Source organism: Streptomyces sp. CA-294286, from assembly GCF_050947155.1.
Classification (GTDB): Bacteria; Actinomycetota; Actinomycetes; order Streptomycetales; family Streptomycetaceae; genus Streptomyces.
In genome coordinates this window covers 2,961,260-2,986,043 of the sequence record NZ_CP192005.1, presented here as the reverse complement: position 1 = coordinate 2,986,043, position 24,784 = coordinate 2,961,260, and the positions used below count along the sequence as shown (strand labels likewise).

17 protein-coding genes and 2 tRNA genes are annotated in these 24,784 nt (G+C 71.7%); 7 read left to right on the top strand and 12 right to left on the bottom strand.

Going from position 1 to position 24,784, the window contains the following annotated elements:
- Positions 1-114: 114 nt before the first annotated feature.
- Positions 115-1,056, top strand: coding sequence for an RNA polymerase sigma factor SigF (locus tag ACQPZG_RS18005; protein WP_433546771.1), 942 nt, complete (start codon positions 115-117; stop codon positions 1,054-1,056).
- 709 nt (positions 1,057-1,765) lie between these two features.
- Here the strand turns inward: ACQPZG_RS18005 and ACQPZG_RS18000 are convergent.
- Positions 1,766-1,987: a hypothetical protein gene (locus tag ACQPZG_RS18000; protein WP_185032288.1), complete on the bottom strand. Its 222-nt coding sequence runs from the start codon at positions 1,985-1,987 to the stop codon at positions 1,766-1,768.
- A gap of 249 nt (positions 1,988-2,236) precedes the next feature.
- Here ACQPZG_RS18000 and ACQPZG_RS17995 point away from each other — a divergent pair, with 249 nt between their 5' ends.
- The 3 genes from ACQPZG_RS17995 to ACQPZG_RS17985 all read left to right on the top strand — a co-directional run bounded on the left by ACQPZG_RS17995 (position 2,237) and on the right by ACQPZG_RS17985 (position 6,294).
- Positions 2,237-2,755 (top strand): MarR family winged helix-turn-helix transcriptional regulator, encoded by a 519-nt coding sequence (locus tag ACQPZG_RS17995; protein ID WP_433546770.1) that lies wholly within the window; start codon positions 2,237-2,239, stop codon positions 2,753-2,755.
- Between the two features lie 15 nt (positions 2,756-2,770).
- Positions 2,771-5,269, top strand: coding sequence for an MFS transporter (locus tag ACQPZG_RS17990; protein ID WP_433546769.1), 2,499 nt, complete (start codon positions 2,771-2,773; stop codon positions 5,267-5,269).
- 209 nt (positions 5,270-5,478) lie between these two features.
- Complete coding sequence (locus tag ACQPZG_RS17985) at positions 5,479-6,294, top strand: YceI family protein (protein ID WP_433546768.1); 816 nt, start codon at positions 5,479-5,481, stop codon at positions 6,292-6,294.
- Between the two features lie 497 nt (positions 6,295-6,791).
- Here ACQPZG_RS17985 and ACQPZG_RS17980 read toward each other — a convergent pair whose 3' ends face one another.
- Together ACQPZG_RS17980 and ACQPZG_RS17975 are read right to left on the bottom strand one after the other, a co-directional pair.
- Positions 6,792-7,604 (bottom strand): GAF and ANTAR domain-containing protein, encoded by an 813-nt coding sequence (locus tag ACQPZG_RS17980; protein ID WP_433546767.1) that lies wholly within the window; start codon positions 7,602-7,604, stop codon positions 6,792-6,794.
- Between the two features lie 78 nt (positions 7,605-7,682).
- Positions 7,683-8,429, bottom strand: a complete 747-nt coding sequence (locus ACQPZG_RS17975; protein WP_433546766.1) for an ANTAR domain-containing protein — start codon at positions 8,427-8,429, stop codon at positions 7,683-7,685.
- A 272-nt stretch (positions 8,430-8,701) separates the two neighbouring features.
- On the opposite strand from ACQPZG_RS17975, the gene ACQPZG_RS17970 reads away from it, so the two are divergent.
- The gene (locus ACQPZG_RS17970) at positions 8,702-9,121 is read left to right on the top strand and encodes an STAS domain-containing protein (protein ID WP_433546765.1); all 420 of its coding nucleotides are present in this window, start codon (positions 8,702-8,704) and stop codon (positions 9,119-9,121) included.
- Between the two features lie 382 nt (positions 9,122-9,503).
- Here ACQPZG_RS17970 and ACQPZG_RS17965 read toward each other — a convergent pair whose 3' ends face one another.
- The 3 genes from ACQPZG_RS17965 to ACQPZG_RS17955 form a co-directional block, all read right to left on the bottom strand.
- Positions 9,504-10,397 (bottom strand): TetR/AcrR family transcriptional regulator, encoded by an 894-nt coding sequence (locus ACQPZG_RS17965; RefSeq protein WP_433546764.1) that lies wholly within the window; start codon positions 10,395-10,397, stop codon positions 9,504-9,506.
- A gap of 106 nt (positions 10,398-10,503) precedes the next feature.
- The gene (locus ACQPZG_RS17960) at positions 10,504-12,051 is read right to left on the bottom strand and encodes an MFS transporter (protein ID WP_433546763.1); all 1,548 of its coding nucleotides are present in this window, start codon (positions 12,049-12,051) and stop codon (positions 10,504-10,506) included.
- A gap of 286 nt (positions 12,052-12,337) precedes the next feature.
- A complete protein-coding gene (locus ACQPZG_RS17955) occupies positions 12,338-13,153 on the bottom strand; it encodes a response regulator transcription factor (RefSeq protein ID WP_433546762.1) in 816 nt (271 codons plus the stop codon).
- A 207-nt stretch (positions 13,154-13,360) separates the two neighbouring features.
- On the opposite strand from ACQPZG_RS17955, the gene ACQPZG_RS17950 reads away from it, so the two are divergent.
- Positions 13,361-14,251, top strand: a complete 891-nt coding sequence (locus ACQPZG_RS17950) for an LLM class F420-dependent oxidoreductase (protein ID WP_433546761.1) — start codon at positions 13,361-13,363, stop codon at positions 14,249-14,251.
- 88 nt (positions 14,252-14,339) lie between these two features.
- Here ACQPZG_RS17950 and ACQPZG_RS17945 read toward each other — a convergent pair whose 3' ends face one another.
- The 5 genes from ACQPZG_RS17945 to ACQPZG_RS17925 form a co-directional block, all read right to left on the bottom strand.
- Positions 14,340-15,227 (bottom strand): amidohydrolase family protein, encoded by an 888-nt coding sequence (locus ACQPZG_RS17945; RefSeq protein WP_433546760.1) that lies wholly within the window; start codon positions 15,225-15,227, stop codon positions 14,340-14,342.
- A gap of 187 nt (positions 15,228-15,414) precedes the next feature.
- Entirely contained in the window at positions 15,415-16,380 is a 966-nt protein-coding gene (locus ACQPZG_RS17940) for a BRO-N domain-containing protein (RefSeq protein WP_433546759.1), read from the bottom strand.
- 136 nt (positions 16,381-16,516) lie between these two features.
- On the bottom strand, positions 16,517-17,461 hold the full coding sequence (locus ACQPZG_RS17935; protein WP_433546758.1) for a DUF2797 domain-containing protein: 945 nt from the start codon (positions 17,459-17,461) through the stop codon (positions 16,517-16,519).
- Positions 17,462-17,572: 111 nt separating this feature from the next.
- Positions 17,573-17,645 (bottom strand) — tRNA-Arg (locus tag ACQPZG_RS17930).
- Positions 17,646-17,879: 234 nt separating this feature from the next.
- A tRNA-Ser gene (locus ACQPZG_RS17925) sits at positions 17,880-17,973 on the bottom strand.
- Between the two features lie 446 nt (positions 17,974-18,419).
- Here ACQPZG_RS17925 and ACQPZG_RS17920 point away from each other — a divergent pair.
- Positions 18,420-22,883, top strand: a complete 4,464-nt coding sequence (locus tag ACQPZG_RS17920; RefSeq protein WP_433546757.1) for a PAS domain-containing protein — start codon at positions 18,420-18,422, stop codon at positions 22,881-22,883.
- 171 nt (positions 22,884-23,054) lie between these two features.
- Here the strand turns inward: ACQPZG_RS17920 and ACQPZG_RS17915 are convergent, their stop codons facing one another.
- On the bottom strand, positions 23,055-24,701 hold the full coding sequence (locus ACQPZG_RS17915; RefSeq protein WP_433546756.1) for a long-chain fatty acid--CoA ligase: 1,647 nt from the start codon (positions 24,699-24,701) through the stop codon (positions 23,055-23,057).
- Between the last annotated feature and the right edge of the window lie 83 nt (positions 24,702-24,784).

The following is a 24,784-nucleotide window of genomic DNA, read 5'->3' as shown; positions in this document are numbered from 1 at the left end:
ACATTCTGCTGGAACCGCGTTTGCCGCAGCTCCGCCTCCGGTATTCAGGTGGAGGCTGCTTCCTCCGACGGGAAGCGTCTGCCGCTACCGTCCGCGACCCTAAGAGGGGGTGGCATGTCCGTAGAACAGGGCAGTTCGAAGGTGCTCATCAAGGATGCGCCCGACATGCTCGACCATGCTCCGGTGATCCCTGCTATTCCGCTCCAGCCGACGTCGGAGCGCGCAACGCACGCCCCGACAGCAGGAGTTGACGGGCCGTCCGTTCAGGCAGCGCCGATCGTCACCCAGCCGGAAGCACTCGACACCCGCACGCTCTCCCGCTCCCTGTTCCTGCGGCTCGCCGTCCTTGAGAAGGACAGCCCGGAACGCACGTACGTCCGCGACACCCTCATCGAACTCAACCTCCCGCTCGTGCGGTACGCGGCCGCGCGCTTCCGCTCCCGCAACGAGCCGATGGAGGACATCGTCCAGGTCGGCACGATCGGCCTGATCAAGGCGATCGACCGCTTCGACTGTCAGCGTGGCGTGGAGTTCCCCACCTTCGCGATGCCGACCGTCGTGGGCGAGATCAAGCGCTTCTTCCGCGACACGTCGTGGTCGGTGCGGGTGCCGCGCCGGCTCCAGGAACTGCGACTGGCCCTCACCAAGGCCAGCGACGAGCTGGCGCAGAAGCTGGACCGCTCGCCGACCGTGCCCGAACTCGCCGCGGTGCTCGGGGTGTCCGAGGACGACGTGGTCGACGGCCTCGCCGTCGGCAACGCGTACACGGCTTCCTCCCTGGACTCGCCGTCCCCGGAGGACGACGGCGGCGAGGGCTCGCTGGCGGACCGGCTCGGCTACGAGGACACCGCTCTCGAAGGCGTCGAGTACCGCGAGTCGTTGAAGCCGCTCCTGGCCAAACTGCCGCCGCGCGAGCGCCAGATCATCATGCTGCGGTTCTTCGCGAACATGACGCAGTCGCAGATCGGCGAGGAGGTCGGCATCTCCCAGATGCACGTCTCGCGACTGCTGACCCGTACGCTCGCCCAGCTCCGGGAAGGGCTCATCGCCGACTGACCGGGGCGACTCGGGCGGCCGAAGTCACCGTCCCCGTCCGCGAGATGACGGCGTGCCAGGCGGGGTGCCCGGATGCGACGGCAGCGAGTGCCGGTGGAGGGCGGGTGCGGCCCTGCCGTACCGCCCGGGGACGAGTGAGGGTCCGTGTCGCCCGGGGGGGGCGAGTGAGGGTCCGTGTCGCCCGGGGGGGGCGAGTGAGGGTCCGTGTCGCCCGGGGCGAGGTGGAGTCCGTGCCGCCCCGGGTCGAGCTGGGGGGCGTATCGCCCTGGGGTGAGTTGAGGGCACCGCCGCACGCGAACGAAGCACTACCGCCGCACGCGTCCGACGCACTTCCGGGTGCGAACTGGCCGTTCGTCGGACCGTCGGCAACTCGCCCTCGTGCAGCGGAGGTTCGTAGCCGGTCCGCATGACGCCGGGCGCATGCTGCGCGCCCGGCGGTACGTCATCGAAGGCCGGGACCGGCGCGCCGGGCAGCGCTACGGCCGGATGCGCCGGACCGCGCGTGCCGGCACGTCGGCGTTCTCGACGCGCCTTCTCGGCGCTCGGTCGGCCGTGCGCGCCGCCCAGCCCCCACCCGGCCCGCAGACCGGACCGGGTGCGACCAGGATCGTGACGTGCTCGGATGCTGTGGACGCGCCCGACGGGTGCCGCCGGGGACGCACGGGCGCCCGCCGGGTCACCGCCGCCCGGCCGCGAGGGGCGGAGAAGGTCAGCCGAGGGCGAGCCAGGCCACCGCGGCCAGTACGAGCACGACGGCGACGATGCCGATGATCAGCCCTGTCCTGGGACCCGACGCCTGCGCGGCCGGCTGGGAACGGCGCTGCTGCGCGGGCTCCTCGTCCACGAACGCGCGGAACATCTGCGTGCTGCCCGCCGGGTCGTAGTTGCCCTCGGGACCTTGGCCCTGGGGGGCCTGGGGGTTGTGTGCCATGCGCGAGACCCTAGCGAAGGTGGGGGCCCCAGCGACAGCCCGTGCGCCCATATGTACTGAGCTGCGGCTTTACGCGCCCCCACGGACTCCTTGACCGACCGGTCACGGAGCCTTTTGGATTCCTTTGCCCCAGAGGCCCGAAATTAACTTGTCTGAAGCAACCATCTAGTCATACGGTTGCCTAAAGCAACAAGATGCCCCTCGGGGCGACAGCGTGGATCTGGACGTACCGCAGTTCCGGGAGGTGCCATGGCCGCAAAGAGCCAGTACGAAGAGCTGGCCCGCCAGCTCAGTGCCATAGGTGCCGTGAAGAGAGGGCTCGCCCGCATCCTGCCCGTCGAGTGCCCGCCCGGCTCCGCCGCGGTGCTCACCCTTCTCGAACGCCACGGCAACATGCGGCTCAGCCGACTCGCCGAGCTCATGGCCATCGACATCTCGGTGACCAGTCGACATGTCGCCCATGTCGCCGAGCGCGGCTGGATCGACCGCTCGCCCGACCCGGGCGACAAGCGGTCCCGCATCCTCCACCTCACCGACGCGGGGAGCGCCGTGCTGCACGAGCTCTCCCTGCGCACCACCGACGTCCTCGCCCACACCCTCGGGGACTGGTCCGACGACGAGGTCGGGCAGCTCAACACCATGCTCGCCCGGCTGCGCGACAGCTTCGGCGACTGCCGCTCGTGGACCTCCGCACCGCACGACTGCGGCGCACTCGCCCCGTCCGGCGGCCCCCTCACGACTTCCGCGATACCCGCAACACCTGCGTAAAGGAAAAGGATTCAATTGGCTACGACCACACCGACCGGTGTGCGGGGCGGCCACGCCAAGCACGGAGGCCACCCGGCTCCTGCCCCCGACAGCGCCGCACCGATGACACACCGCCAGATCATGGAAGCCCTCGCGGGCCTCCTGCTCGGCATGTTCGTCGCGATGCTGTCGTCGACCATCGTGTCGAACGCCCTCCCCGAGATCATCCGCGACCTCGACGGCACGCAGTCCGCGTACACCTGGGTCGTCACGGCGGCGATGCTGTCGATGGCGGTCACCACCCCCATCTGGGGCAAGATGGCGGACCTCTTCAGCAAGAAGCTGCTCGTCCAGGTGTCCCTGGTGATCTTCGTGATCGGTTCGGCGCTGGCCGGCCTGTCGCAGAACACCGGGACCCTGATCGCCTTCCGCGTCCTCCAGGGCATCGGAACCGGTGGTCTGGTCGCGCTCTCCCAGATCGTCATCGCCGCGATGATCCCGCCGCGCGAGCGCGGCCGGTACTCCGGCTACATCGGGGCCACGTTCGCGGTCGCCACCGTGGGCGGCCCGCTGCTCGGCGGCGTCATCACCGACACCTCGTGGCTCGGCTGGCGCTGGTGCTTCTACGTGGGCGTGCCCTTCGCGGCGCTCGCGCTGATCATCCTCCAGAAGACGCTGCACCTGCCCGTGGTCAAGCGCAAGGTCAAGATCGACTGGCTCGGCGCGTTCTTCCTGGCCGCCTCCGCGTCGCTGCTGATGATCTGGGTGACCCTCGCGGGCGACAACTACGACTGGATCTCCTGGCAGACCTACGCCATGGTCGGCGGCTCGATCGTGCTCGCCGCGCTGTTCATCGTCGTCGAGACCAAGGCCGCCGAGCCGCTGATCCCGCTGCGCTTCTTCCGCAACCGCACGATCGCGCTGACCGCCGCGGCGAGCCTCTTCGTGGGTGTCGCGATGTTCGGTTCGACCGTCTTCCTGAGCCAGTACTTCCAGCTCGCCCGGGACAAGTCGCCGACGATGTCCGGCGTCATGACCATCCCGATGATCGCCGGTCTGTTCCTCTCCTCGACGATCTCCGGCGCGATCATCACCAAGACCGGCCGCTGGAAGGGCTTCCTCGTCGGCGGCGGCGTCGGCCTGGTCGCGGGCCTCGGTCTGCTGTCCACCATCGCGTACGACACCGACTACTGGCAGGTCGCCATCTACATGGCGATCCTCGGCCTCGGCCTCGGCATGATGATGCAGAACCTGGTGCTCGCCTCGCAGAACCAGGTCAAGCCGCAGGACCTCGGCTCGGCCAGCTCGCTGATCACCTTCACCCGCACCCTGGGCGGCACGCTCGGCGTCTCGGCGCTCGGCGCGGTCCTCTCCACCCGGATCACGCACTACGTCGAGGACGGCCTGGAGAAGGCGCACATCCAGCTCCCGCCCGGCGGCGCGGCCACGGGCAACAGCATCCCCGACATGGACAAGCTGCCGGCCCCGCTGCGGACCGTCATGGAGAGCGCGTACGGCGACGGCGTCGCGGACCTGTTCCTCTACGCCGCCCCCATCGCCCTGCTCGGCCTGATCATGGTCGTCTTCGTCAAGGAGGTCGCCCTGAAGACCACCCACGACGGCGACATCCCGGCCACCGTCGCCACCCGCGCCCCGGCCGCGACCCCGGTCGAGGCCGCCGCCGGAGGCATGGGGATGGCCACCGCCGAGACCTTCGAGGACCGTACGCGGGAGGAGCAGACGATGCCCCTGCCCTCCGCCCCGCCCACCGGACGGACGCTGCACGGCACCGTGCGCACCGCCGAAGGCACCTCGGTGCGCGGAGCGGCCGTCACGCTGATCTCGCTCGCGGGACGCCAGCTCGGCCGGTCGGTGGCCCAGCCCGACGGGCGCTACGCCGTGGACGCCCCGAGCGCGGGCTCGTACGTGCTGATCGCCTCGGCGGACGGCTTCCAGCCGCAGGCGTCGACCGTGACCGTCGGGGACGAGCCGATGGCGTACGACATCCTGCTCTCCGGCACGAGCGGCCTGAGCGGTGCGGTGCGCAGCGCCGCCGACGGGACGGGCGTCCCGGACGCGATGGTCATCGTGACCGACGTGCGCGGCGACGTGCTGGCCACCGGCACGTCCGACCGCAGCGGCGACTTCGCGTTCGGCGAGCTGGTCCCGGGGCCGGTCACCGTGGCGGTCAACGCCGCCGGGTTCCGGCCGATGGCCCTCCCGGTGGAGATCGGCGGCACGGGCGTCACCCGGGTCGAGGCCGTCCTGCGGGCCGGTGCGCTGGTCCAGGGCACCGTACGGGCGGGCTCCGCCCGTCGGCCGCTGCCGGACGCCCGCGTCACGCTCGTGGACGCGGCGGGCAACGTCGTCGCCACCTCCACGACCGGTGAGGACGGCGCGTACGCCTTCACCGACCTGGACACGGGCGAGTACACGGTCATCGCGACCGGCTACCCGCCGGTGGCGGGCAACCTGACGGTGGCGGGGCGCGGCGTGGACGCGCACGACATCGAGCTCGCCCACCCCGGCGAGTAGCGCACACCTCCGGCCCGGGGGCGCGTGCCGAGCGGAGGCGCGGCCCGGGGCCTGGGGACGAGGGGGCGGCAGGCAGGGGACGGCCTGCCGCCCCTCCTTTTCCTCCTCCGGTTCGCCTTCCGCGGTCGGCGTTCCGTCCTTCTTCCGCGGGGGCTTCCTCCGGAGCCACCGGCTTCGTACGTACGAGAGAGATGCAGGCAGGTATCGGTATGGGACTTCGCGCACAGGTACGGACCCGGGACGGCTGGGCCGTGCAGCACGCCGTGGTGACCGTCACCGACATGACCGGCACGCAGGTGCTGCGGGCCGCGGCCGACGCGGACGGGACGGTCACGGACGGCGCGACGCTGCCGGCCGGCCCGTACACGGTCATCGTGACCGCCGTGGGGTACGCGCCCGTCGCCTCGACCGCGCTGGTCACGGCGGCCGGGCGGATCGACGCGGGCAACGTGGTGCTGACGCGGCAGGGCGGCGTGGAGCTTCCGCCGCCGGGGACGTGGGCCGTCGACCCCGTGCACTCGTCGGTGGGCGCGGTCGCCCAGCACCTGGGCATCTCCAGCGTGCGCGGTCGCTTCACGGAGTTCGCGGGGACGATCGAGATCGCCGAGAACGTGGAGGATTCGCGGGTCGAGGCGGTCATCTCGGCCGGGTCGATCGACACCGGGAACGCGATGCGCGACGGACACCTGAAGTCGCCCGACTTCCTGGACACGGAAACGTACCCGCAGATCACCTACCGGAGCACGGGACTGGTACCGGCCGGTCCGGACCGGTGGACGGTCCAGGGGCAGTTGTCGCTGCACGGGGTCGTACGGAACGTGGCCCTCGACCTCGGCTACCTCGGTACGGGACCGGACCCGTGGGGCGGCGTGCGGGCGGCGTTCCACGCCACGGCGGACCTGCGGCGGGACGACTTCGCGATGAACTACAACCAGGTGGTGCAGGCGGGCATCTCGGCGATCGGGGCGACGCTGAGGGTGGAGATCGATGTCCAGGCGGTACAGGGCCAGCTGCCGCAGGGGTGAGAGGCCCCCGACCCCTGTCAGCCCCCTGGACGGCGGAGCCACCCCCACACGCAGCTCTCGTGCAGCAGGGCCGCACGCCGTACCCCCCTTGAGCGGCGGGGCCGCCGCCATACGCAGCCCCCTTGGGCGGCAGGGCCGCACGCCGTACCCCCTTGAGCGGTGGGGCCGCCGCCATACGCAGCCCCCTTGGGCGGCAGGGCCGCACGCCGTACCCCCTTGAGCGGTGGGGCCGCCGTCATGCGCAGCCCCCTTGGGCGGCGGGGCCGCCCCCCGGGGGCGGAACGGGCGGGCAAGGGGGCGGCCCCACGCGGAACGCGCACCTCCGCCCCTACGCCCCGCCAAGGTCCCCGCCCCGCAAGCAGCCCACGTTCGACGAGCCCGCAGGCGGCGGAAGCCCACGCGAGAGGGCCGCACGAGGCGAACTGCGCCGTCGCGTGAAGGCGGGCACCGTCGCGTGGGAGCGGGCACCGCCGCGTGCAGTCAACCGCCGCGTGGAGTCAACCGCGGTTGGCGAAGGAGCCGGGCTTGGGAGGGCTGCCCCCGGTCTGCATCACCAGCTCCGCACACAGCTCCCGCAGCTTCACGTTCCGCCCCTGCGAAGCCCTCCGCAGGACGCCCAGCGCCTCGTCCGCCGGACATCTCTGCCGGGCCATCACGATGCCTATGGCCTGGTCGATGACGTACCGGGACCGCATCGCCGCCCGCAGGTCCTCCGCCGCCTCCGCCTCCTGCTCGATGCGCTGGGCGACCGCGACCGCGCCCGCCGCCTGTTCGGAGAAGCGCCGGGCGACCTCCATGTCCTCCTGGAAAGCCCTCGGCTTCCGCGAGTAGAGGTTGAGCGCTCCCACCGTGTTCCGCCGCACCTCGGGCGTGGAACGCGTGGGCGGGTCCGCCACCCTCACCTGTACGGACAGCGGTGCCGCGAAGACCGACCTGATGCCCTGGGCGGCGGCGAGCCGGGGGTAGGGCCCCCACCGCTGCTCACTGAGCGTGTCGGCGACGTACATCTCGACGCCCTTCTCCAGGCTGCACACGCACGGCCCGGCCTCCACCTCGTACTGGAGGGCGTCGAGCACCAGCGCCTGGCTGTCACTGGTCGCGGTCGTCACCAGTCGGCCGCCTCTGTGCATCGTGACGCTGCACGAGTCGGCGCTGTCGACCATGCGCACCGCCTGCACTGTCAGTTCCTGGAGGAAGGAGTCCAGGCCCCGCCAGTCGGCGAGTGCGTCGTGCACCGAGCCGAGGTCGAATCCGGTGTGCGGCGTGCTGGACCGCCCCGGGTCCGCGCCTACGTCAGTGGTGTCCGTCATGTCTCCGCTGATGCCCCAGATCCGCCCGGAAACGCGGCGAAGAGACACACAATCGTCACACTGGGTCGCTGCGCGTCCTCATTCGGGTCGCTCTCCGGCGGTGGCGTTGACGATGCGGGACGCGATGTCCCGCAGCTTGACGTTCCCCTTCTGCGAGGTGCGCACCAGCCGGTCGAAGGCCTGCGCGGCATCGATGTCGAGCCTGCCCATCAGGATGCCGGTGGCCTGGCCGATCACGTCGCGGGTGTGCATCGCCTCGGTCAGTTGTTCCTGTACGTCGGCGGCTTCGAGGGCGAGCCCGACGTGCGCCGCCACCAGCCGTCCCCGGCGAATCGTCTCGTCTCCGGCGAAGGCGTGCGGGGTCGTCGTGTGCAGGGTGAGCACGCTGAAGCGGTTGCGGTGGCCGCGCAGGCGCAGGAAGAGCGCGGAACCGGGCGACGCCGTGCCGACCGGGCCCTTCGAACCACCGGGCGCACAGGGGTCGTCGGAGCCGTGGCTGCCGTCCGGGACCCGAAGGGCGGAGAGGTCTGCCACGCGGGACACCGGGGACGACCACAGGTCCTCCCCGGGGACCGGCAGCACGACCTCCGCGTCGCCGCCCCCGACCGTGTCGGCCAGGCAGCGGACCCGCCCGGAGCGTTCCACCAGGAAGAGGCCCGCGTGATCGGCCTCCGGGATCACGTCACGGGCCAGCCGCACGGCGGCCCGCGCCGTCTCTTCGCGGCCCTCGGTCTCGTGGAGTTCGACCGCGAGGGAGGTCAGCAGTTCGGCCAGGCCGAAGTCGGCCTGGGCATGGAAAATTTCAGGGATGTCGGACGCAGTCACCACGAACCTCTTCGGCGCGCACGGCCATGGACGCGACCGTGCCCGGGAGAGCTCCGCAGCACATTCCCGACTGCGAGCAAAGGACGAACAGACTCTATCCGTCCGTGTCGGCTTCTGTCCTGCGGCGAAGCCCTCGCGGGCCGTCGTACCGATCACATGCCGGCTACTCGACCGGGCCGCACGGGCGTGGTCCAATGGAGGTCCCGGTCAGGAAAAGGCCCCACCGACCACGACGCGCACCGACTGCCGTCGGCCTCGGACAGGTGAGCGCTGTGCCCTTCCGTCTGACTCTGATCCTCCACGACGCACCCCATCGCACCCGCCGCTGCCTGCTGTTGACCATGCCCGGCGAGATCGATCTGGCCAACTACGAGGAGCTGTACGGGGAGATGCGGGCCGCCGTGGACGCGCTGCACGCCCGTATCGACACCCTCGTGCTCGACTTCACCGGTACGGCGTTCATGGACAGCCGCGGCGCCCGTCTCGTCTCCGCGACGCGGGAGCATGCGGTCCGATCGGGCGTCGCGGTGCGGCTGGCGGCGGGTGGCACCCCGGAAACCGGCGGAGCCGCCTACCGGGTGATCACCCTGACGGGCATCCGCAGGGACCTACCGGTGTACGGGACGGTGCTGGAGGCGGTGGAAGGGGCGGACGAACTGGAGCTGGAGCTGGGAGACGCGGACGGCTCGTGAAGGCTGCCGGCATACCGGCGCTCCGGGCCGGGTCGCCTCGCACGGGTGCTGCGCGTCCACGCCCCTGCCCGGTCACCACGCGCCCGCGCCCGTAGCCCCGGTCACCACGCGTCGGCCCTGGTGGTCCGTCCCGCGCATCCGCGCCCCGCACCCGGCGGCCCCACGTACCCGGCACCCCGCGCCTCGCCGCTGCGTACGCGCGCCCCGCGCCCAGCCACGACGCCCCAACCGACCACCACACGACCGCGCTCTACACCCGGCCCACGTCCCTGCACCCCGCGCCCGCGCCCCAGGGCCCGCCGTCGCGTACCCGCGCCCTACACCCGGCACACGCCCCCGCACCCCGCTCCTCGCCCCGGCGTACTCGCCTCGCGCCCCCGCGCTAGGCGTCCGCGCTCGTCGCCTCGATGCCCCGGATCAGTACGTCCAGTGCGTTGTCGAAGTCCCGTCCGTACATCTCCGCGACCGTGTCACCGCCGCGCGCCTCCATCACCTCCGTGGAGTCACGGAGCAGTTGCGAGCCCGCCAGCTCCCCGGCGATCACGCCCATCGCCTCCCGGAAGAACGCGTCCGGAGAGACGCCCGCCTCCGCCGACAGCTGGTAGTACTGCGCCTCGCTTGTCGCGAACCCGTACACGAACTGGAAGACGGCGGCCGTCGTTCCACCGTGCCGCTCCTTCGGGACACCGGTCTTGCGCATCAGTCGCAGCGTGGCGTCGGAGAACGCCCTCATGCACGGTCCGATGTTCAGGAAGCGGCCGATCAGAGGCGCGACCCAGGGGTGCCGGACCAACAACTCCCGGTAACTCTGGGCGAGTTGCCGCAACTGCACGCGCCAGTCGGTGTCGTCCTCCGGGTCGGGGAGGTCGAGCTCCGCGGCCACGTGGTCGACGGCGAGTTCCAGGAGGTCGTCCTTGTTGGCGACGTACCAGTAGACGGACATCGCGGTGACGTTCAGTTCGGCGGCCAGGCGGCGCATGGAGAACTTGGCGAGCCCGTCGGCGTCGAGGAGGGCGACCGTCGTGGCGGTGATCCTGTCCCGGTCGAGCCCCGTGTCGTTCCGACGGTCCGGATCGGCGGCCCGGCGGCCCGTGCCGGCGGCCCCGCCGCCGGACCCGCGCCCGCTTCCGGCGCTCCGGGCCCCGTCGTCGTCCCGGGGGCCTCCGCTCCGGGCCCCGCTGCCGTCCTTGCCCCCGCCGCCCCCGCGAGGCGACTTCTCGGCGAGCCACACGCTGCTGAGTCCGGGCTTCTTGACGCGGTCGGCCGCGGGCACCATGAGCCACTCTCCTCGGTTCTGTCCCGTCGGGTGGGACGACCGACGGGACGGCAGGCGGGACGGACCGTGTTGTTCCGGTTCGTCCCGCCCGATGGTATGCCGCGTCCTACTCGGACGGTACGGGTACGGAGGGCCCTGCCTGCGGCGGAGCGGCCGGAGTCTTTCGTTCCGCCCGCCGGAGCAGCAGCGCCGCGAGCAGCCCGCCCGTCAGGACCGCCGCCGCACCGACCAGCTGGCTGGTCTGCAGACCCGATGCGAAGGCGTTCCGGACCTGCTGCCGTTCCACTTCCCCGTTCGCGGAAGCAAGCGCCACGGGCAGCGACACCGCGCCCGCGGCCGCCGGGAAGAGCGCGGCGAACCGGGAGTTGAGGACCGCGCCGAGGACGGCGACCCCGAGGCCGTTGCCGAACTCCGCCAGCGTGCCGTTGACCCCGGCGCCCACCCCGGCCTTCGCCGGCGGAATCGCGCTCATGATGGCGTTGGCCATCGCGGGCCCCGCGAACGCGATGCCCGCGCCCATCACCACCAGCCCCGCCAGCATCCCTTCGTAGCTCCGTCCCCCGAGTAAGGCGATCCCCGCGAGCCCGGCCGCGATCAGCGTCATGCCGAGCGCGATCGTCCGGGGTGTGCCGAACCTGCGCAGCAGCAGCGCGCCCACTCCGACCACGTTCAGCACGACGACGCTGACGGCGAGCGGCGCGATGCGCAGTCCGGCCTCCAACGGCGCGTATCCGAGCACGAACTGGAGGTGCTGGGTGAGGAGGTACAGCGACCCGCCCATGCCGAAGGCCACCAGGATCGAGCCGGCGACCGCTCCCACGAAGCGCTCGTTGCGGAAGAAGTGCATGTCCAGCATGGGGTGTTCGCTCCGCAGCTCCCACAGCACGAAGGCGGCCAGCACGACGGCTCCGCCACCGGCCGCGACCAGGACCTGTCCGGAGGTCCAGCCGTGCTCGGGCCCGGAGATGATGGCGTACACCACGGACGTCATGCCCACGGTGGACAGCAGCGCGCCGACCAGGTCGGGTCGCTCCCCGGCACCGCTCTTCGACTCCGGCACGAGGGCGAGCACGGCGACGAGGGCGAGCACGGCCACCGGAATGTTGATCAGGAAGATCGCTCCCCACCAGAAGTGGTCGAGCACGAGCCCGCCGAGCAGGGGGCCCGCCGCGACCCCGAGGGAGCTGACGGTCGACCACAGCGCGATGGCCCGCACCCGCTCGTGCTCCGCGAAGACCTGGACGATCACGGCCAGGGTGGTCGTCATCAGCAGCGCTCCGCCGATCCCCATGCCCGCCCGCGCGGCGATGAGCTGGGCGGATGTCTGGGCGAGCCCGGCCGCGAGCGAGCCGAGCCCGAACAGCACGAGTCCGGCGGACAGCATCTTCTTGCGCCCGTAACGGTCGGCGGAACTGCCCGCGGTGAGCAGCAGCCCGGACTGGACGAGCGAGTACGCGTTGATCATCCACTGGATGTCGGTGCTGGACGCCTGCAGTTCGGTGGTGAGAGAGGGGATCGCGACGTTCAGAACGGTGTTGTCGAGCAGCACGGTGAGCTGGGCGAGACAGATGACGCCGAGGATCAGCCAGCGCTGCGGGTGGGAGCCGCCGGGAAGGGGCGGGGCGGGCGTGTTCTCGGCGGTCGTCGCCGTCATACGAGTCTCCTCTACGGTGTAAGGGTAGGTCGATATACACCGTAGAAGAGACGCCTGTACGCCGTAAAAGAGTTTTCCGCCGGGCGGTCGCACAGAACAGCCAAGGCCCGCTCCCCCGGCAGTGCCCGGTCCTGAAGCCATGGCGTCCCGGCCCGCAGGATCTCTCTCGGCCCGCCTCACCCGCGGCACCCGCGAAGCCGCTCGCCCGCCCGTGGCCGCGGCCCCGGCGTGCCCCGAGTTCCCTGGCCCTCGCCCCCCTGCCCCCGAGCCCCCTTGCCCCGTCGCCTCACCCCTCCGGCTTGATCAGGTACCCCGCCCCGCGCCGGGTGTGGATCATCGGCACCCTCCCCGCGTCGATCTTCTTGCGCAGGTACGAGATGTAGAGCTCGACCACATTGGCCCGGCCCCCGAAGTCGTAGTTCCACACCCGGTCGAGGATCTGCGCCTTGCTGAGCACCCGCCTCGGGTTGCGCATCAGGAACCGGAGCAGTTCGAACTCCGTCGCCGTGAGACGTACTTCGACATCGCCCCGCCACACCTCGTGGCTCTCCTCGTCCAGCCGCAGGTCCCCCACCACCAGTTCCGACGCGGGCCGCGCGAGCACGCGCCCGTGCCCTTGTGCCGCACTCCCGCCGGTCCTCCTGATCAGCCCCCGCAGCCGCGCCACGACCTCTTCCGTGCTGAACGGCTTGGTCACGCAGTCGTCGCCGCCCGCGGTCAGCCCGGCGATACGGTCCTCCACCGAGTCCTTGGCCGTCAGGAACAGAACCGGCACCCCGGGCAGGTCCTCACGTATGCACCGCAGTACGGCCGGCCCGTCCATGTCCGCAAGCAGCACGTCCAGAACGACGGCATCCGGCCGGAACTCCCGCGCCCCGCGCACCGCCGCCGCGCCGTCCCCGGCACTGAGCGTCCGCCACCCCTCGCACCGCAGCGCCCCGCACAACAACTCGGCCAACGCCGCCTCGCCGTCCACCACCAGCACCCGCACGTCGCCGCCGCCGATCCTGCTGTCGACGCTGCGGCGACCACCGCTGCGAGGACCCCCGAGCACACCGGCACGTGCACTGCTCCGGGTGCTTCGGCGGGTACTGCCTGGCATGCTTCCGTGGATGCTTCCGCGGGTACCTCTGTGGGTCCCGCCCGCCCCTGGTCCATTCGCTGTCCGCATACGGTCACCCTGGGCGGGGTCGGTGAGAGCGCCCTTTCCCGTCCCTGTGAATCCGCTGAGAAACCGGCTCGGGCCGGGTGGGCGACAACCCGTTCCGGACTCGCGGAATAGGTCCGCCGGCTCCCCCGTTCCCCCCACATGACTTCCGACGCACCTGCCTCCCGTCACACCCGTACGTACGGCCGCATCGGCATCTGGAGCGCCGCCCTCCGCCCGACCACCCCGGAGGGCCGACTGGAACTGAGCGACGCCGTCACGGAGTTGGAGGACCTCGGGTACGGCACGGTGTGGTCCGGTGGGAGCCCGTCCCTTGAGGACGCGGCACCGCTGCTCGAAGCGACGAGCCGCATCAAGGTCGCGACGGGCATCCTCAGCATCTGGGAGCACACGGCGGAGACGGTCGCAGCGCAGATCGCCGACCTGGAGTTTCGCCACCCCGGCCGTTTCCTGCTCGGCCTGGGCGTGAGCCACGACGCGCTCGCCCCCCAGTACGCCCGCCCGTACTCGGCGATGGTCGCCTACCTGGACGCGCTCGACGCCGCCCCGGACGCCCTCCCCGCCGAGCGCCGGGTCCTGGCCGCCCTGGGCCCGAAGATGCTGCACCTGGCGGGCGACCGCGCGGTGGGCGCCCACCCGTACCTCGTCACCCCGGAGCACACGGCGCAGGCGCGCGAGGCCCTCGGCCCGGACGCGTTCCTCGCCCCGGAGTTGACCGTCGTCCTCGAACCCGACCTGGACCGGGCCCGCACGGTCGCCCGCGCCATGCTCGGCTTCTACCTCACGCTCCCCAACTACACCGACAACCTCCTTCGCCTCGGTTTCGCCGATGCCGACTTCGAGAACAACGGCAGCGACCGCCTTCTCGACGCCCTCTTCGCGCTGGGCGACGCCGATCGCGTACGGGCGAAGGCCGAGGAGTACTACGCGGCCGGCGCCGACCACCTGGCCCTCCAGGCCCTGCCGACGAACGAGGAGCAGTCGGCCCTGCCTCGCGCGCAGTGGCGGGCCCTGGCCAAGGCACTCCTCTAGCCGACGCGGAACAGGAGGCCGGGACACACGGGGGCACGGAACCACCGAGGCGGCGCAACCGGCTTGCGGCACCCGTACGGCGACGCGGTCACCCGATCCCGAAGAGCCGGGCCCCGTTGCCGTAACAGACCGCCCGCAGCCACTCGTCCCCCAGCTGGAGCCTCTCCAACGACTCCAACTGGTGCAGGTACCCGTACGGGATGTTCGGGAAGTCGCTTCCCAGCAGGACCCGTTCGCCGAGGTCCCGCAGCCGTCCCCACTCGGCCTGGGGGAACGGCGCCATCCGCTCACTGAAGTCCGTGAACGCCATCGTCGTGTCGAGCCGCACCTCGGCGTACCGCTCGGCCAGGCCCAGGAAGTCGGCGTACTCCGGCATCCCCATGTGCGCCACGATCAGCCGTAGCCGCGGATGCCTCGCCAGCAGTTCCCCGACGGGACCCGGCCCGGTGAACTTCCCCGGTGCCGGCCCCGAGCCGCAGTGCATCACCACCGGAATCCCGGCCTCCGCAAGCAGCCCCCACACGGGCTCCAGCAACGGGTCGTTGGGGTCGTAAGCCCCCACCTGCACATGCGACTTGAAGACCCGGGCCCCACCTTCCACGGCCCGCCGCACGTACGCCTCGACCCCGGCCTCCGGAAAGAAGGTCGCCGTCCGCAGACACCCCGGCGTACGCGCGGCGAACTCCTCGCCCCACCCGTTCAGCCACTGCGCCATGCCGGTTTTGTGCGGGTAGATCATCGAGGTGAACCCCACCACCCCGAACTCCCGCAACAGCGCGACCCGTTCCTCTTCCTCGTACCGGTAGGTGATCGGCCACTCGACGCCGGTCATCGGCCCGACGGCATCGAAGTACGCCCACACCTTCTCCAGCACCCGGCCGGGCATGAAGTGCGTATGCACATCCACCAACCCGGGAACCCCGAGCCGCCCCCAGAAGGCCCGTACCTGTGCTGTCTCGTCTGCACTCGTCGTCATGCCGGGACGGTACGTGCGCAACACCGGTACATGAAGCAGCAGGTTATCCACAGGGGTTGACCTGGGATCTTGCGTGACGTGTCTGCTCCATAGACGCTTCGTTCAAGATCACGCGACATCCGGTACGGTACGACAGGGCCCGAAGCCGCAACTTCGATTTGCGACTTCGGGCCCGTTCTTGCACCGCCTACACGAGCACGTAAACCGGCGCACCGTCCGGCGCACAGCCAACTTGCCGGATGCACCGGTGCTTGATCAGCATCCGCAGACACGCATGCACCCGGTCCGCGGAGAGCCCCGTACGCGCCGCGATCTCTTCGAGCCGGTACCGCGCCTCGCCGCCGATCAGCGCGGGCACGATGTACGCCGCCACCGCGTGGACGTCCTCGGTGACCACCAGCTTCCGTCGCCGCCACCCATCGAGAAGCTCCCGCGGGGTGACCTCGGGTTCCCGCTCGGCGTCCTGCCGCTGCGCACCGAGGGTGCCCAGCGTCTGCGCGATCCGGTGCAGGGCGTCCGCCATGGACTGTTGGGTCTTCACCACCTCCGTCAGCAGCTCGTTGCTGCGACGCGCGTGCCCGACGCTCTCGGCCTGCATGGCCAACAACGCCTCGTCGGCCCGCAGGTTCCGCTCCTCCAGTCGAACAATCGCGTCGATGACCTCGGGCGGCATGACGTACGCGGTGCCGCCGGTCGCAACGGGCTGCTGTACCGGAGCCGGTTCGAGAGAGTACGAACCATCACGCTGGACGGTCGCGATGACCTCGGCCACCCAATTCTTGAACGGCTGGCACTCCGGTTTGGTGCAGCCGTTCACAAGCTGAACAAGCCCTTGGGTGTTCACCATCTTGATGGTCTTCTTGAGCTTGTGACCTGCATTCTTGCTCAACGTGTCTGCTCTATAGACACTTCGTTCAAGATCATCGAATGCCATCTGGTTGCGTTCCGACACGTGCCGGATGAGCGCTTGCCTGACGTTCGTGTAGCCGAGTCCAGTCGCGAAGTCCGTCGCGGGGAACCAATGAGCCCCGTCCGGCAGCGTCACCCGCCGCACTCGCGCACCAGTCGCCGCGTACACGAAGTCACCAATGTCGATCGCGTCCCGCTTCTGCTCCGTCGCCTCTTCCGACGGCCCGTTCTCCTGCTCGTACATCGAGCATCACCTCCACCCCGGAAGCTGACACACGAGTCAAGGCAACTGGCGCGAAATAAACCCAAGTTCACCCGATGGGCTACACGGCTCTCTCATCGCGCCCCAGCACCAGCCGCCCCGCACCTCACTCCACCCCTCAGAACAACCCCTCCTGCACCCCCGCCTCCGTCCCCTTCTCCACCCACTTCACCGGCACCGTCACCCCGCCCCCCGCATCCCCCCGCACCAGCCCCCACCCCGCCAACAACCGACTGTCCACCACCACCACACCCGGCACCCCCGCGCTCTCCACCTCCAGATGCAGGTCCGGCCCGGCCACGGCCACCACCCGCCCCGCCACACTCCCCCCGGTCACCAGCTCCCGCACCGCACCCGTCACGCCCCCGGCCCCCGCCAAGCCCTCCAGCCCGAACACCCCCGCATGGTCGACCACCTCGCACGCCACCACCTCCAGCGCCTCCGGCCACCCCGCCAGCCCCGCCGCACGCGCGTGCAAGGCCTCGACCTCCGCCGCGCGTTCTTCCGGACCCGGCAGCGCCGCCCGTACCGCCCGCTTCCTCGCGTACGGGATCCGGTCCGGCACCCCGAGCCCCGCCCGCAGCAACTCCTCGCACCTGCGCGCGGCCATCAGCGGCCCCCGTCCGAGCCGGCTGAACGCCACCGCACCCTGCTCCAGCAGCCGCGCCGGCCCCCGGTCCTCCCGGGTGATCCCCACCTTGACCATCCCCGGCCCGAACCACGCCAGGTACACGGCATACGGACGCGGATCATCAGCCATGGTGTCGGCCGCCACCGACCTCGACCGGTCCAGCCGCGCGCAGTCCGCACACTGCGCCTGGGTGGCCCGCCCCGCCACCGCCGCCGCATACGGGCACGCGTTTCCCCGCACCCCCACGCACCGCCGCTCCCCGACCACCCGGAAGCCGATCTCCCGCCCGTACGCGTTCCCGCCGCCGAACGCCGCCCCGTACGACAACGGACTGACCGGGCCCGCCCCGGAGACACCCGCGCCCGGCTCCCACCGCAGTCCGGGCTCTCCCCCCGCCCAGCCCACCCCCGCACTGCGCCACTGCCGTTCCATGCCCCCAGTGTGTCCGCCACCACTGACAACGCCGCGCCCCGACCGCGGGCCCCAGCTCCACCCGCACATGAAAGAAGCCCCCCGGACGATGTCCGGGGGGCTTCTCGGCTGTGCACTCGGCAGGATTCGAACCTGCAACCTTCTGATCCGTAGTCAGATGCTCTATCCGTTAAGCTACGAGTGCTTGTCGCTGTGCTTTCGGGCCGTTTTCCGCCCCGTCGGCGTTGCAAGAAGAACATTACATGACCTGCGCCGTCATGCGAAATCCATTGCGCGCACCTGGCTTGACCTGCGAAAACACCCAGACGAGTGACGGGCGCGCCGCCTCGGCTCCGGGATGCGCCGGCCGTCGCCGTTGGAGCGAGAACCCCAGGGAACGGCCGAAGCCCCGGTCCTGGTGGACCGGGGCTTCGAGTGCTGGCGGAGGCGGAGGGATTTGAACCCTCGATGGGCTTTAAGACCCAAACCGCATTAGCAGTGCGGCGCCATAGACCGGACTAGGCGACGCCTCCAGCACGACCCAGCCGCGTTCGCCTGCGCGATCGCGAGTAGGTGCGTTGCAGATGATGGCACAGCATTGCGCGGTGTCACCAATCGCACCCCACGGTACTAGGCGAGGGTGCCGCAGGGCAAAGCACTTGCGGCCGCGCGCGGGGCGGGATTCCTCGGGCCGCGGGAGTGCCCCGGCCCGCCTCGGGTAGTCGTTCCGCGCAAGCGCCCGAAGGAGTCGCGGGGAGCGTCCGGGGCCGTCCGGGCGATCCGGCGGGAGATCCACTTCCGGCGGCGCTCCGGTCCGGCCCGGTGCTCCCTTTCGTCCGCCGTCACGCCGGTATCCCCAGCCTTTAGACTCCTTCCAGTGACAACGCGCGGACCCGGGGGAAAAATTGGGCCGCCGGAGGGTCGCCGACCGGGCGGCATCGCCTGGGCAAGGTGCAGTAATCAGGAAGGAACCGTCGTTGTGAGCAGCAGGCCGTCCCGAGGCGCTGCTCGCCTCGCAGCGATACTCGACGCCCTCCCCGACGGGCTGCTGCTCGTCAACTGCAACGGGACCGTCGTCAACGCCAACACCATCGCCCTGGAGACCTTCGAGACCCCCGGCACCGCTCTGGTCGGCCGCGGGCTGCTCGACCTGCTGCCGGACTTCGACTCCAGGCTGATCCCGGGCTCGATGCGACGGCCCGCCCACGCGGACGCGCAGGGACGTACGAAGCCGACCCGGATGACCGCACGCCGCACCGACGGGACCGAGTTCCCCGTCGAGGTGACCAGCGCGAACCTGGAGGACGGGCGCGACGCCTTCTCTGCGGACCGGCCGACCGGCTCCACCTCGCTGACCGGGGACGAGCTGCTGATGCTCGTCGTACGAGACCTCTCGGGCACCGTCGACACCGAGGCCGAACTCGCGCGCTCCCAGCGACAGACCGAGATGATCCTGCGCGCCGCGTCCGAGGGCGTGGTGGGCACCGACACCGACGGGCGGATCGTCCTCGCGAACCCGGCCGCCGCGCAGATCCTCGGTTTCCGGGCCAGCGATCTCGGCGGCAAGGAACTGCACACGCTGGCCGTGCACTCGCGGGCCGACGGCACGCCGTTCCCGTACGAGGAGTCCCCGCTCGCCGACACCCTGAAGTCCGGGCGAAAGCACCGGGTACGCGGGCAGGTGCTGTGGGCGAAGAACGGCAAGGCGGTGCCGGTCGACCTGACGACCGCGCCGGTGCGCGACGGCGAGCAGTTGGTGGGCGCCGTCATGACGTTCACCGACCGCCGGGCGTACGACGAGCTGGTGGCCCAGCACGCCGAGGAACTCGCCGCCACGCGGGAACGGTACGACGCGGAGGTCGCGTTCGGACAGGAGCGGTACGAGGAACTGGCGGGTCGGCACGCCCAGTTGAGCGCCGTACTGGGCGGCTCGCTGCGCGGGCCGCTGGAGGAGCTGCGCGGCGAGCTCGGCACGCTGGCGTCCGACCCGGCCGGGCAGCTGTGGCCCGAGGCCAACCAGGTCCTGCACCACCTGGCCGCCGGGTACGCGCGCATGACGACTCTGGTCGACAACGTGCTGGGCTTCCAGCGGCTGGCGTCGGGCGCGGAGCCGCTGGTCAAGACGAACGTGCTGGTGGACGGAATCATCGGGGCGGCCGTGGAGGGCGCGGTCGAGCTGATCGGCCCCGGGCGCGCCCAGTTCGCCGTGCACGCCCCCGCCATCGAGGCCGAGGTGGACGGCGGGCGGCTGGCAACGGCCCTCGCCCACCTGGTCGCGGATGTGGCGGGCGTGGACTCCACGGGCAAGGCCCCCGCTGCCGCCGCAGCCGGGGGGTACGTCGACTCGACGATCGTGGTGGCGGCGGCGCTGCGCGGCGAGGTCGTGCGCTTCGAGGTGCGCGGACCGTACGAGGGCGGCGACCCGGTCCACGCGCCGATCGTGCGCGGGATCGTCGATGCGCACGGCGGGATGCTCCAGACGATCGAAGTGCCCGGGATGAGCGGCAGCGCGTACGTGCTGGAGGTACCGCTGGGCGCGGGCTCGGGAGTCGTGGAGGCTGCGGCGGCGGACGGCGTGTCGGCCGCCGCCCGCCCAGCCTCGAATCGGGACCCCCGCACCGGCGGCCCGGCGGGGGCCGGTACGAGCAGCGCTTCTCCTACGGGTACCGGTGCGGCCTCGGCCGAAGGCGGGGAGCCGGCGGCGCCGTCCGTGCAACAGGGCGGCGGACGGCGGGGACGACGCGCCTCCACCGACGCGTTCCTGGACGCGGGCCTGCCGGGGGGCACCGCGGGCGCGGGCTCGGCACCCGGAAGCGGACCCGGAAGCATGCCCACGGACGCCGCACAGCCTTCGCAGGCTGCACAGTCCTCGCAGGCTGCACAGGCCGCGCAGGCCGCTCCCAGCGGGCGGCGGCGGGCACGACGCGGTCCCGGCGACGAACAGCAGGAACTGATCCCGGCCCAGGGCACGGGCGAAGGCTCGGGCGGTGCGGGCGGCGGCGGCACGGGCCGCAGGCGCGGACGGCCGAGCCCGGCGGAGGGTCCGGGGACGGGCGGCGACGCCACTCATGGCGCAGCCGGACACGAGGGGCCGGGCGGCAGCGACGGAGCTGCGGTTTCCCCTGACGCTCCCGGGGCGGGCCGCGCCCCCGGGGCGGGCGGCTTGCCCGGCGGGCAGGAGCTGGCGCTGGCGGGGCCTGCCCGGTCGTCCGGCGGGCCTGCGGGCGTGCCCGTCGGCGTACCTCGCGACCCTTCCGCCGAGGTGCTCCGCAACCCCTCCGAGGGTTCCGTGGTGACGGCTGGTGAGGGCGCGGTGGAACGTGCGGCGCTGGGGGCGCCCGTACCTCCGCAAGGCGTTCCCCAAGGCACTCCGCAGGGGCCCCCGCAGGCGCGTGCGCACGGGGTCCCGCCGCAGGGGCCGCCCCCCGCCGACGAGACGCAGCCGCCGTCCGGCCGACGAGCCCGCCGTACGGGCGGCCCGATGCCGGCACTGCCGCCCGCACCCTCTCCGCACGAAGCTCCGGCTTCCCGTCCGCAGAGCGTGGCCGGTACGGGCTCAGGGGACACGGGTGCGTCCGGGACTGGCGTGGAGGACGGTTACGGCAGCGCCCAGGGGGCGGGGCATCCCCGTAACGGCGCGGACGCCCGTACCGGCTCGGTCCCCGCTCCCGCCCCTCACGACCGGCGTCCCCCGGGGTCGGACGCCTCCGCCATGCCCGGCGGCATCGGCGGCACCCCGGCGGGCGGCGTCGAGCAGCCCGACCAGGACACCCCGGACCCGGGAGCCCCGGGCGTCTCCGCTCAGGACACCTCCGGTTCCGGCCAGGTCCTGGCGTCCGCCGGTGCGGCCCAGCAGCAGGGGCAGGCGTACGGTCCGGGCACGGGCCAGGCGCAGGGGCAGTCCCAGGGAACCGCCGGTGGGCGGCGGGCGCGTCGTGCGCTGGCCACCGCGCCCGCCGCCGAAGCCGAAAGCCCGCGTGGCCCGTTCGCGCTGCCGCCCGCCGAGGCCGACCGCTCGATGGCCGCCCCGCCCGGCGACGTACCGCAGGACGCGCACCGCCAGCAGCAGGGGCCGACGGCGTCCGCCGCGCACAACGGCTGGCCCACGCCGTCCGGACAAGTGGCCAATCCGGTACCGGCACCGCAGCCGCTGCCCCTGCCGCAGGCACAGCCGCACAGCGAGGGACAGCCGCAGCCGCTGCCCGCGGAGGCGACGCACTCGACCCAGGGACGCGCCTTCAGCGTGCGGACGCTGGGGCAGGGCGCGCCGTTCGCCCAGCACCTCACCCAGCAGCAGAACCAGACCCTGGGCTCGGGCCGTCGCCGCAAGCTGGCGACGCCCTCCCCGGACGAGCGTCCGACGGCTGCGACTCCCGAGGGGAACGCGCGCCCGCACCCGCAGAGCAGCCCGCAACAGGGACCGGTCGTTCCGCAGCAGGGCACTCAGGCCGGGCCCAGCCCAGCAGGCACGGCGCAGCCCGGCGCGCAGCAGGCCGGTGTCCGCCAGGGCGATCCGCAGACCGCCCAGCCGACACCGCCCCCGCACCAGCAGTCGCACCAGCACGCCCATCAGCAGCTGATCCAGACGCCGACCGAGGGCCGCGCGTACGCCATAGACGCGCCTGACGAGGGCAGTGAGGGCCCCGAGCCGCTGGACGGCCCCAACGGTGCCGTGGAGGTCGCGAACCGGCCGGTTCCGCGGCCCGTGGACGACGAACTGCCTCCGGAGCCGCTCGACAACCCACGCCGTCTTCTCGTCTGGCCGGCGCCCGACGTCTCCACCGAGCAGGCGCTCAGCGATCGCGGCTACCGACCGGTGATCGTGCACTCCCGCGAGGAGGTCGACGCGCAGATCGCCGCCTTCCCGGCCGCACTGTTCGTGGATCCGCTCACCGGACCGATCACCCGTACGGCGTTGCAGTCGTTGCGTCAGGCGGCTGTCGCGGCGGAGGTCCCGGTGCTGGTTACGGCCGGTCTGGGGCAGGCGACGCGAGAGGCCGCATACGGCGCGGACCCGGCGGTGCTCCTCAAGGCTCTCGCCCCGCGCGACAGTGAGCAGCACCCACCGCGGGTCCTGCTGATCGAGGAGCACGAGGAGATCGCGTTCGCGCTGACAGCCACCTTGGAGCGGCGCGGCATGCAGGTCGCCCGCGCGTCCGATGACACCGAGGCGGTCCATCTCGCGTCCCAGATGCGGCCGAATCTGGTCGTCATGGATCTGATGCTGGTGCGCCGTCGCAGGGCGGGCATCGTCGACTGGCTGCGCGCCAACGGGCAGTTGAACCGAACGCCGTTGGTCGTCTACACCTCCGCCGGCCTCGACCAGTCCCAGCTGCCGCGGCTGTCCTCGGGCGAGACCGTGCTCTTCCTCGCGGAACGTTCCACGAGTGCCGAGGTGCAGGGCCGGATCGTCGACCTGTTGGCGAAGATCGGCACCAACTGAGACCGCTGCCTCCGGTGGCCGGCTTCCTCGCGGTCCAGCTTCCCTGCGCCCGCGCCAGCCGATCTCAGGCGGCCGACGTTTCACGTGAAACAGGCAGCAGAAGTCGCCCGGGAAGCGGGCGGTGGGGTGTTTCACGTGAAACACCCCACCGCCCGACGCACCGCCGCACGACTACAGCTGCGTGACGTCCAACTTGCCGTCCGCGTAGCTCTTGCGGATCACCTTCTTGTCGAACTTGCCGACGCTCGTCTTCGGCACGGTGGGGATCAGCGCCCACCGCTCCGGCAGCTGCCACTTGGCGACTGAACGGGCGAGGAAGTCGCGCAGCTCGGCATACGAGGTGGTAGCGCCCTCCTTGAGGACGACGGTGGCCAACGGGCGCTCGCCCCACTTGTCGTCCGGCACGGCGACAACCGCTGCCTCGGCGACCTCGGGGTGTGCCATCAGCGCGTTCTCCAGGTCGACACTGGAGATCCATTCGCCGCCTGACTTGATGACGTCCTTGGCCCGGTCGGTAAGGGTCAGATAGCCGTCCGGGCTGATCACACCGACGTCGCCGGTCCGGAGCCAGCCGTCCTCGCTGAACTTGTCGTCGGGCCGGAAGTCCTCGCCGCCGGCACCTCCGTAGTACCCCCCCGCGATCCACGGGCCGCGCACCTCCAGCTCACCGGCGGACTCGCCGTCCCACGGGAGCGTCTCGCCCGCCGGCCCCGAGAGCCGGGCCTCGACGCCCAGGGGGAAGCGGCCCTGGGTGATGCGGTACGGCCATTCCTGCTCGGGGGTGAGGCCGGACGGCGGGTGCGCCATCGTGCCCAGCGGGGACGTCTCGGTCATGCCCCACGCGTGGCACAGCCGGACGCCCAGCTTGTCGTACGCCTCCATGAGGGCCGGCGGGCAGGCCGCCCCTCCGATGGTGACCTGGGACATCGAGCTGAGGTCGCGCGGGTTCGCGGTGACCTCCGCGAGCAGGCCCTGCCAGATGGTGGGCACAGCGGCGGCGTGCGTGGGCCGCTCCCGCTCGATCATCTCGGCGAGCGGGGCGGGCTGGAGGAAGCGGTCGGGCATCAGCATGTTGATACCGGTCATGAAGGTGGCGTGCGGCAGCCCCCACGCGTTCACATGGAACTGGGGCACGACCACCAGGGTGGTGTCCTTGTCGGTCAGCCCCATCGACTCGGCCAGATTGACCTGCATCGAGTGCAGGTAGATCGAGCGGTGCGAGTACGCGACGCCCTTGGGATCGCCGGTGGTGCCCGAGGTGTAGCAGAGAGCGGCGGCGGAGCGCTCGTCGATCTCCGGCCAGTCGTACGTCGTGGGACGGTCCGCGATCAGTTCCTCGTACTCGTGCACGCGCGGCGTGCACCCGTCGAGGAGGGAACGGTCGCCGGGACCGGCGACGACCACGTGCTCGACGGTCGGCAGGTGGGGGAGGAGCGGGGCGAGAAGGGGGAGGAGCGAGCCGTTGGCCACGACGACGCGGTCGGCGGCGTGGTTGACGATCCATATCAACTGCTCCGCGGGCAGCCGGAGGTTGAGGGTGTGCAGGACGGCACCCATGGAGGGAATCGCGAAATACGCCTCGACGTGCTCGCTGTTGTTCCACATGAGGGTCGCGACCCGCTGGTCGCCGACGACGCCCAGCTCGTCGCGCAGGGCGTTGGCGAGGCGGGTGGCGCGCTCGCCGATCTCCGCGAAGCTGCGGCGCTCCGGCTCGGCCTCGCCGGTCCAGGTCGTGACCTGTGATTTTCCGTGGATGGTCATCCCGTGCTTCAGGATGCGGGTCACGGTCAGCGATACGTCCTGCATGGTGCTGAGCACGGCGTCCTCCCGGTGGGCGCGCGAATGGCACGTGGCACTGAAACGTCGTCAGTGCGTGTCTGGCCGATTCTGCGCACATACCC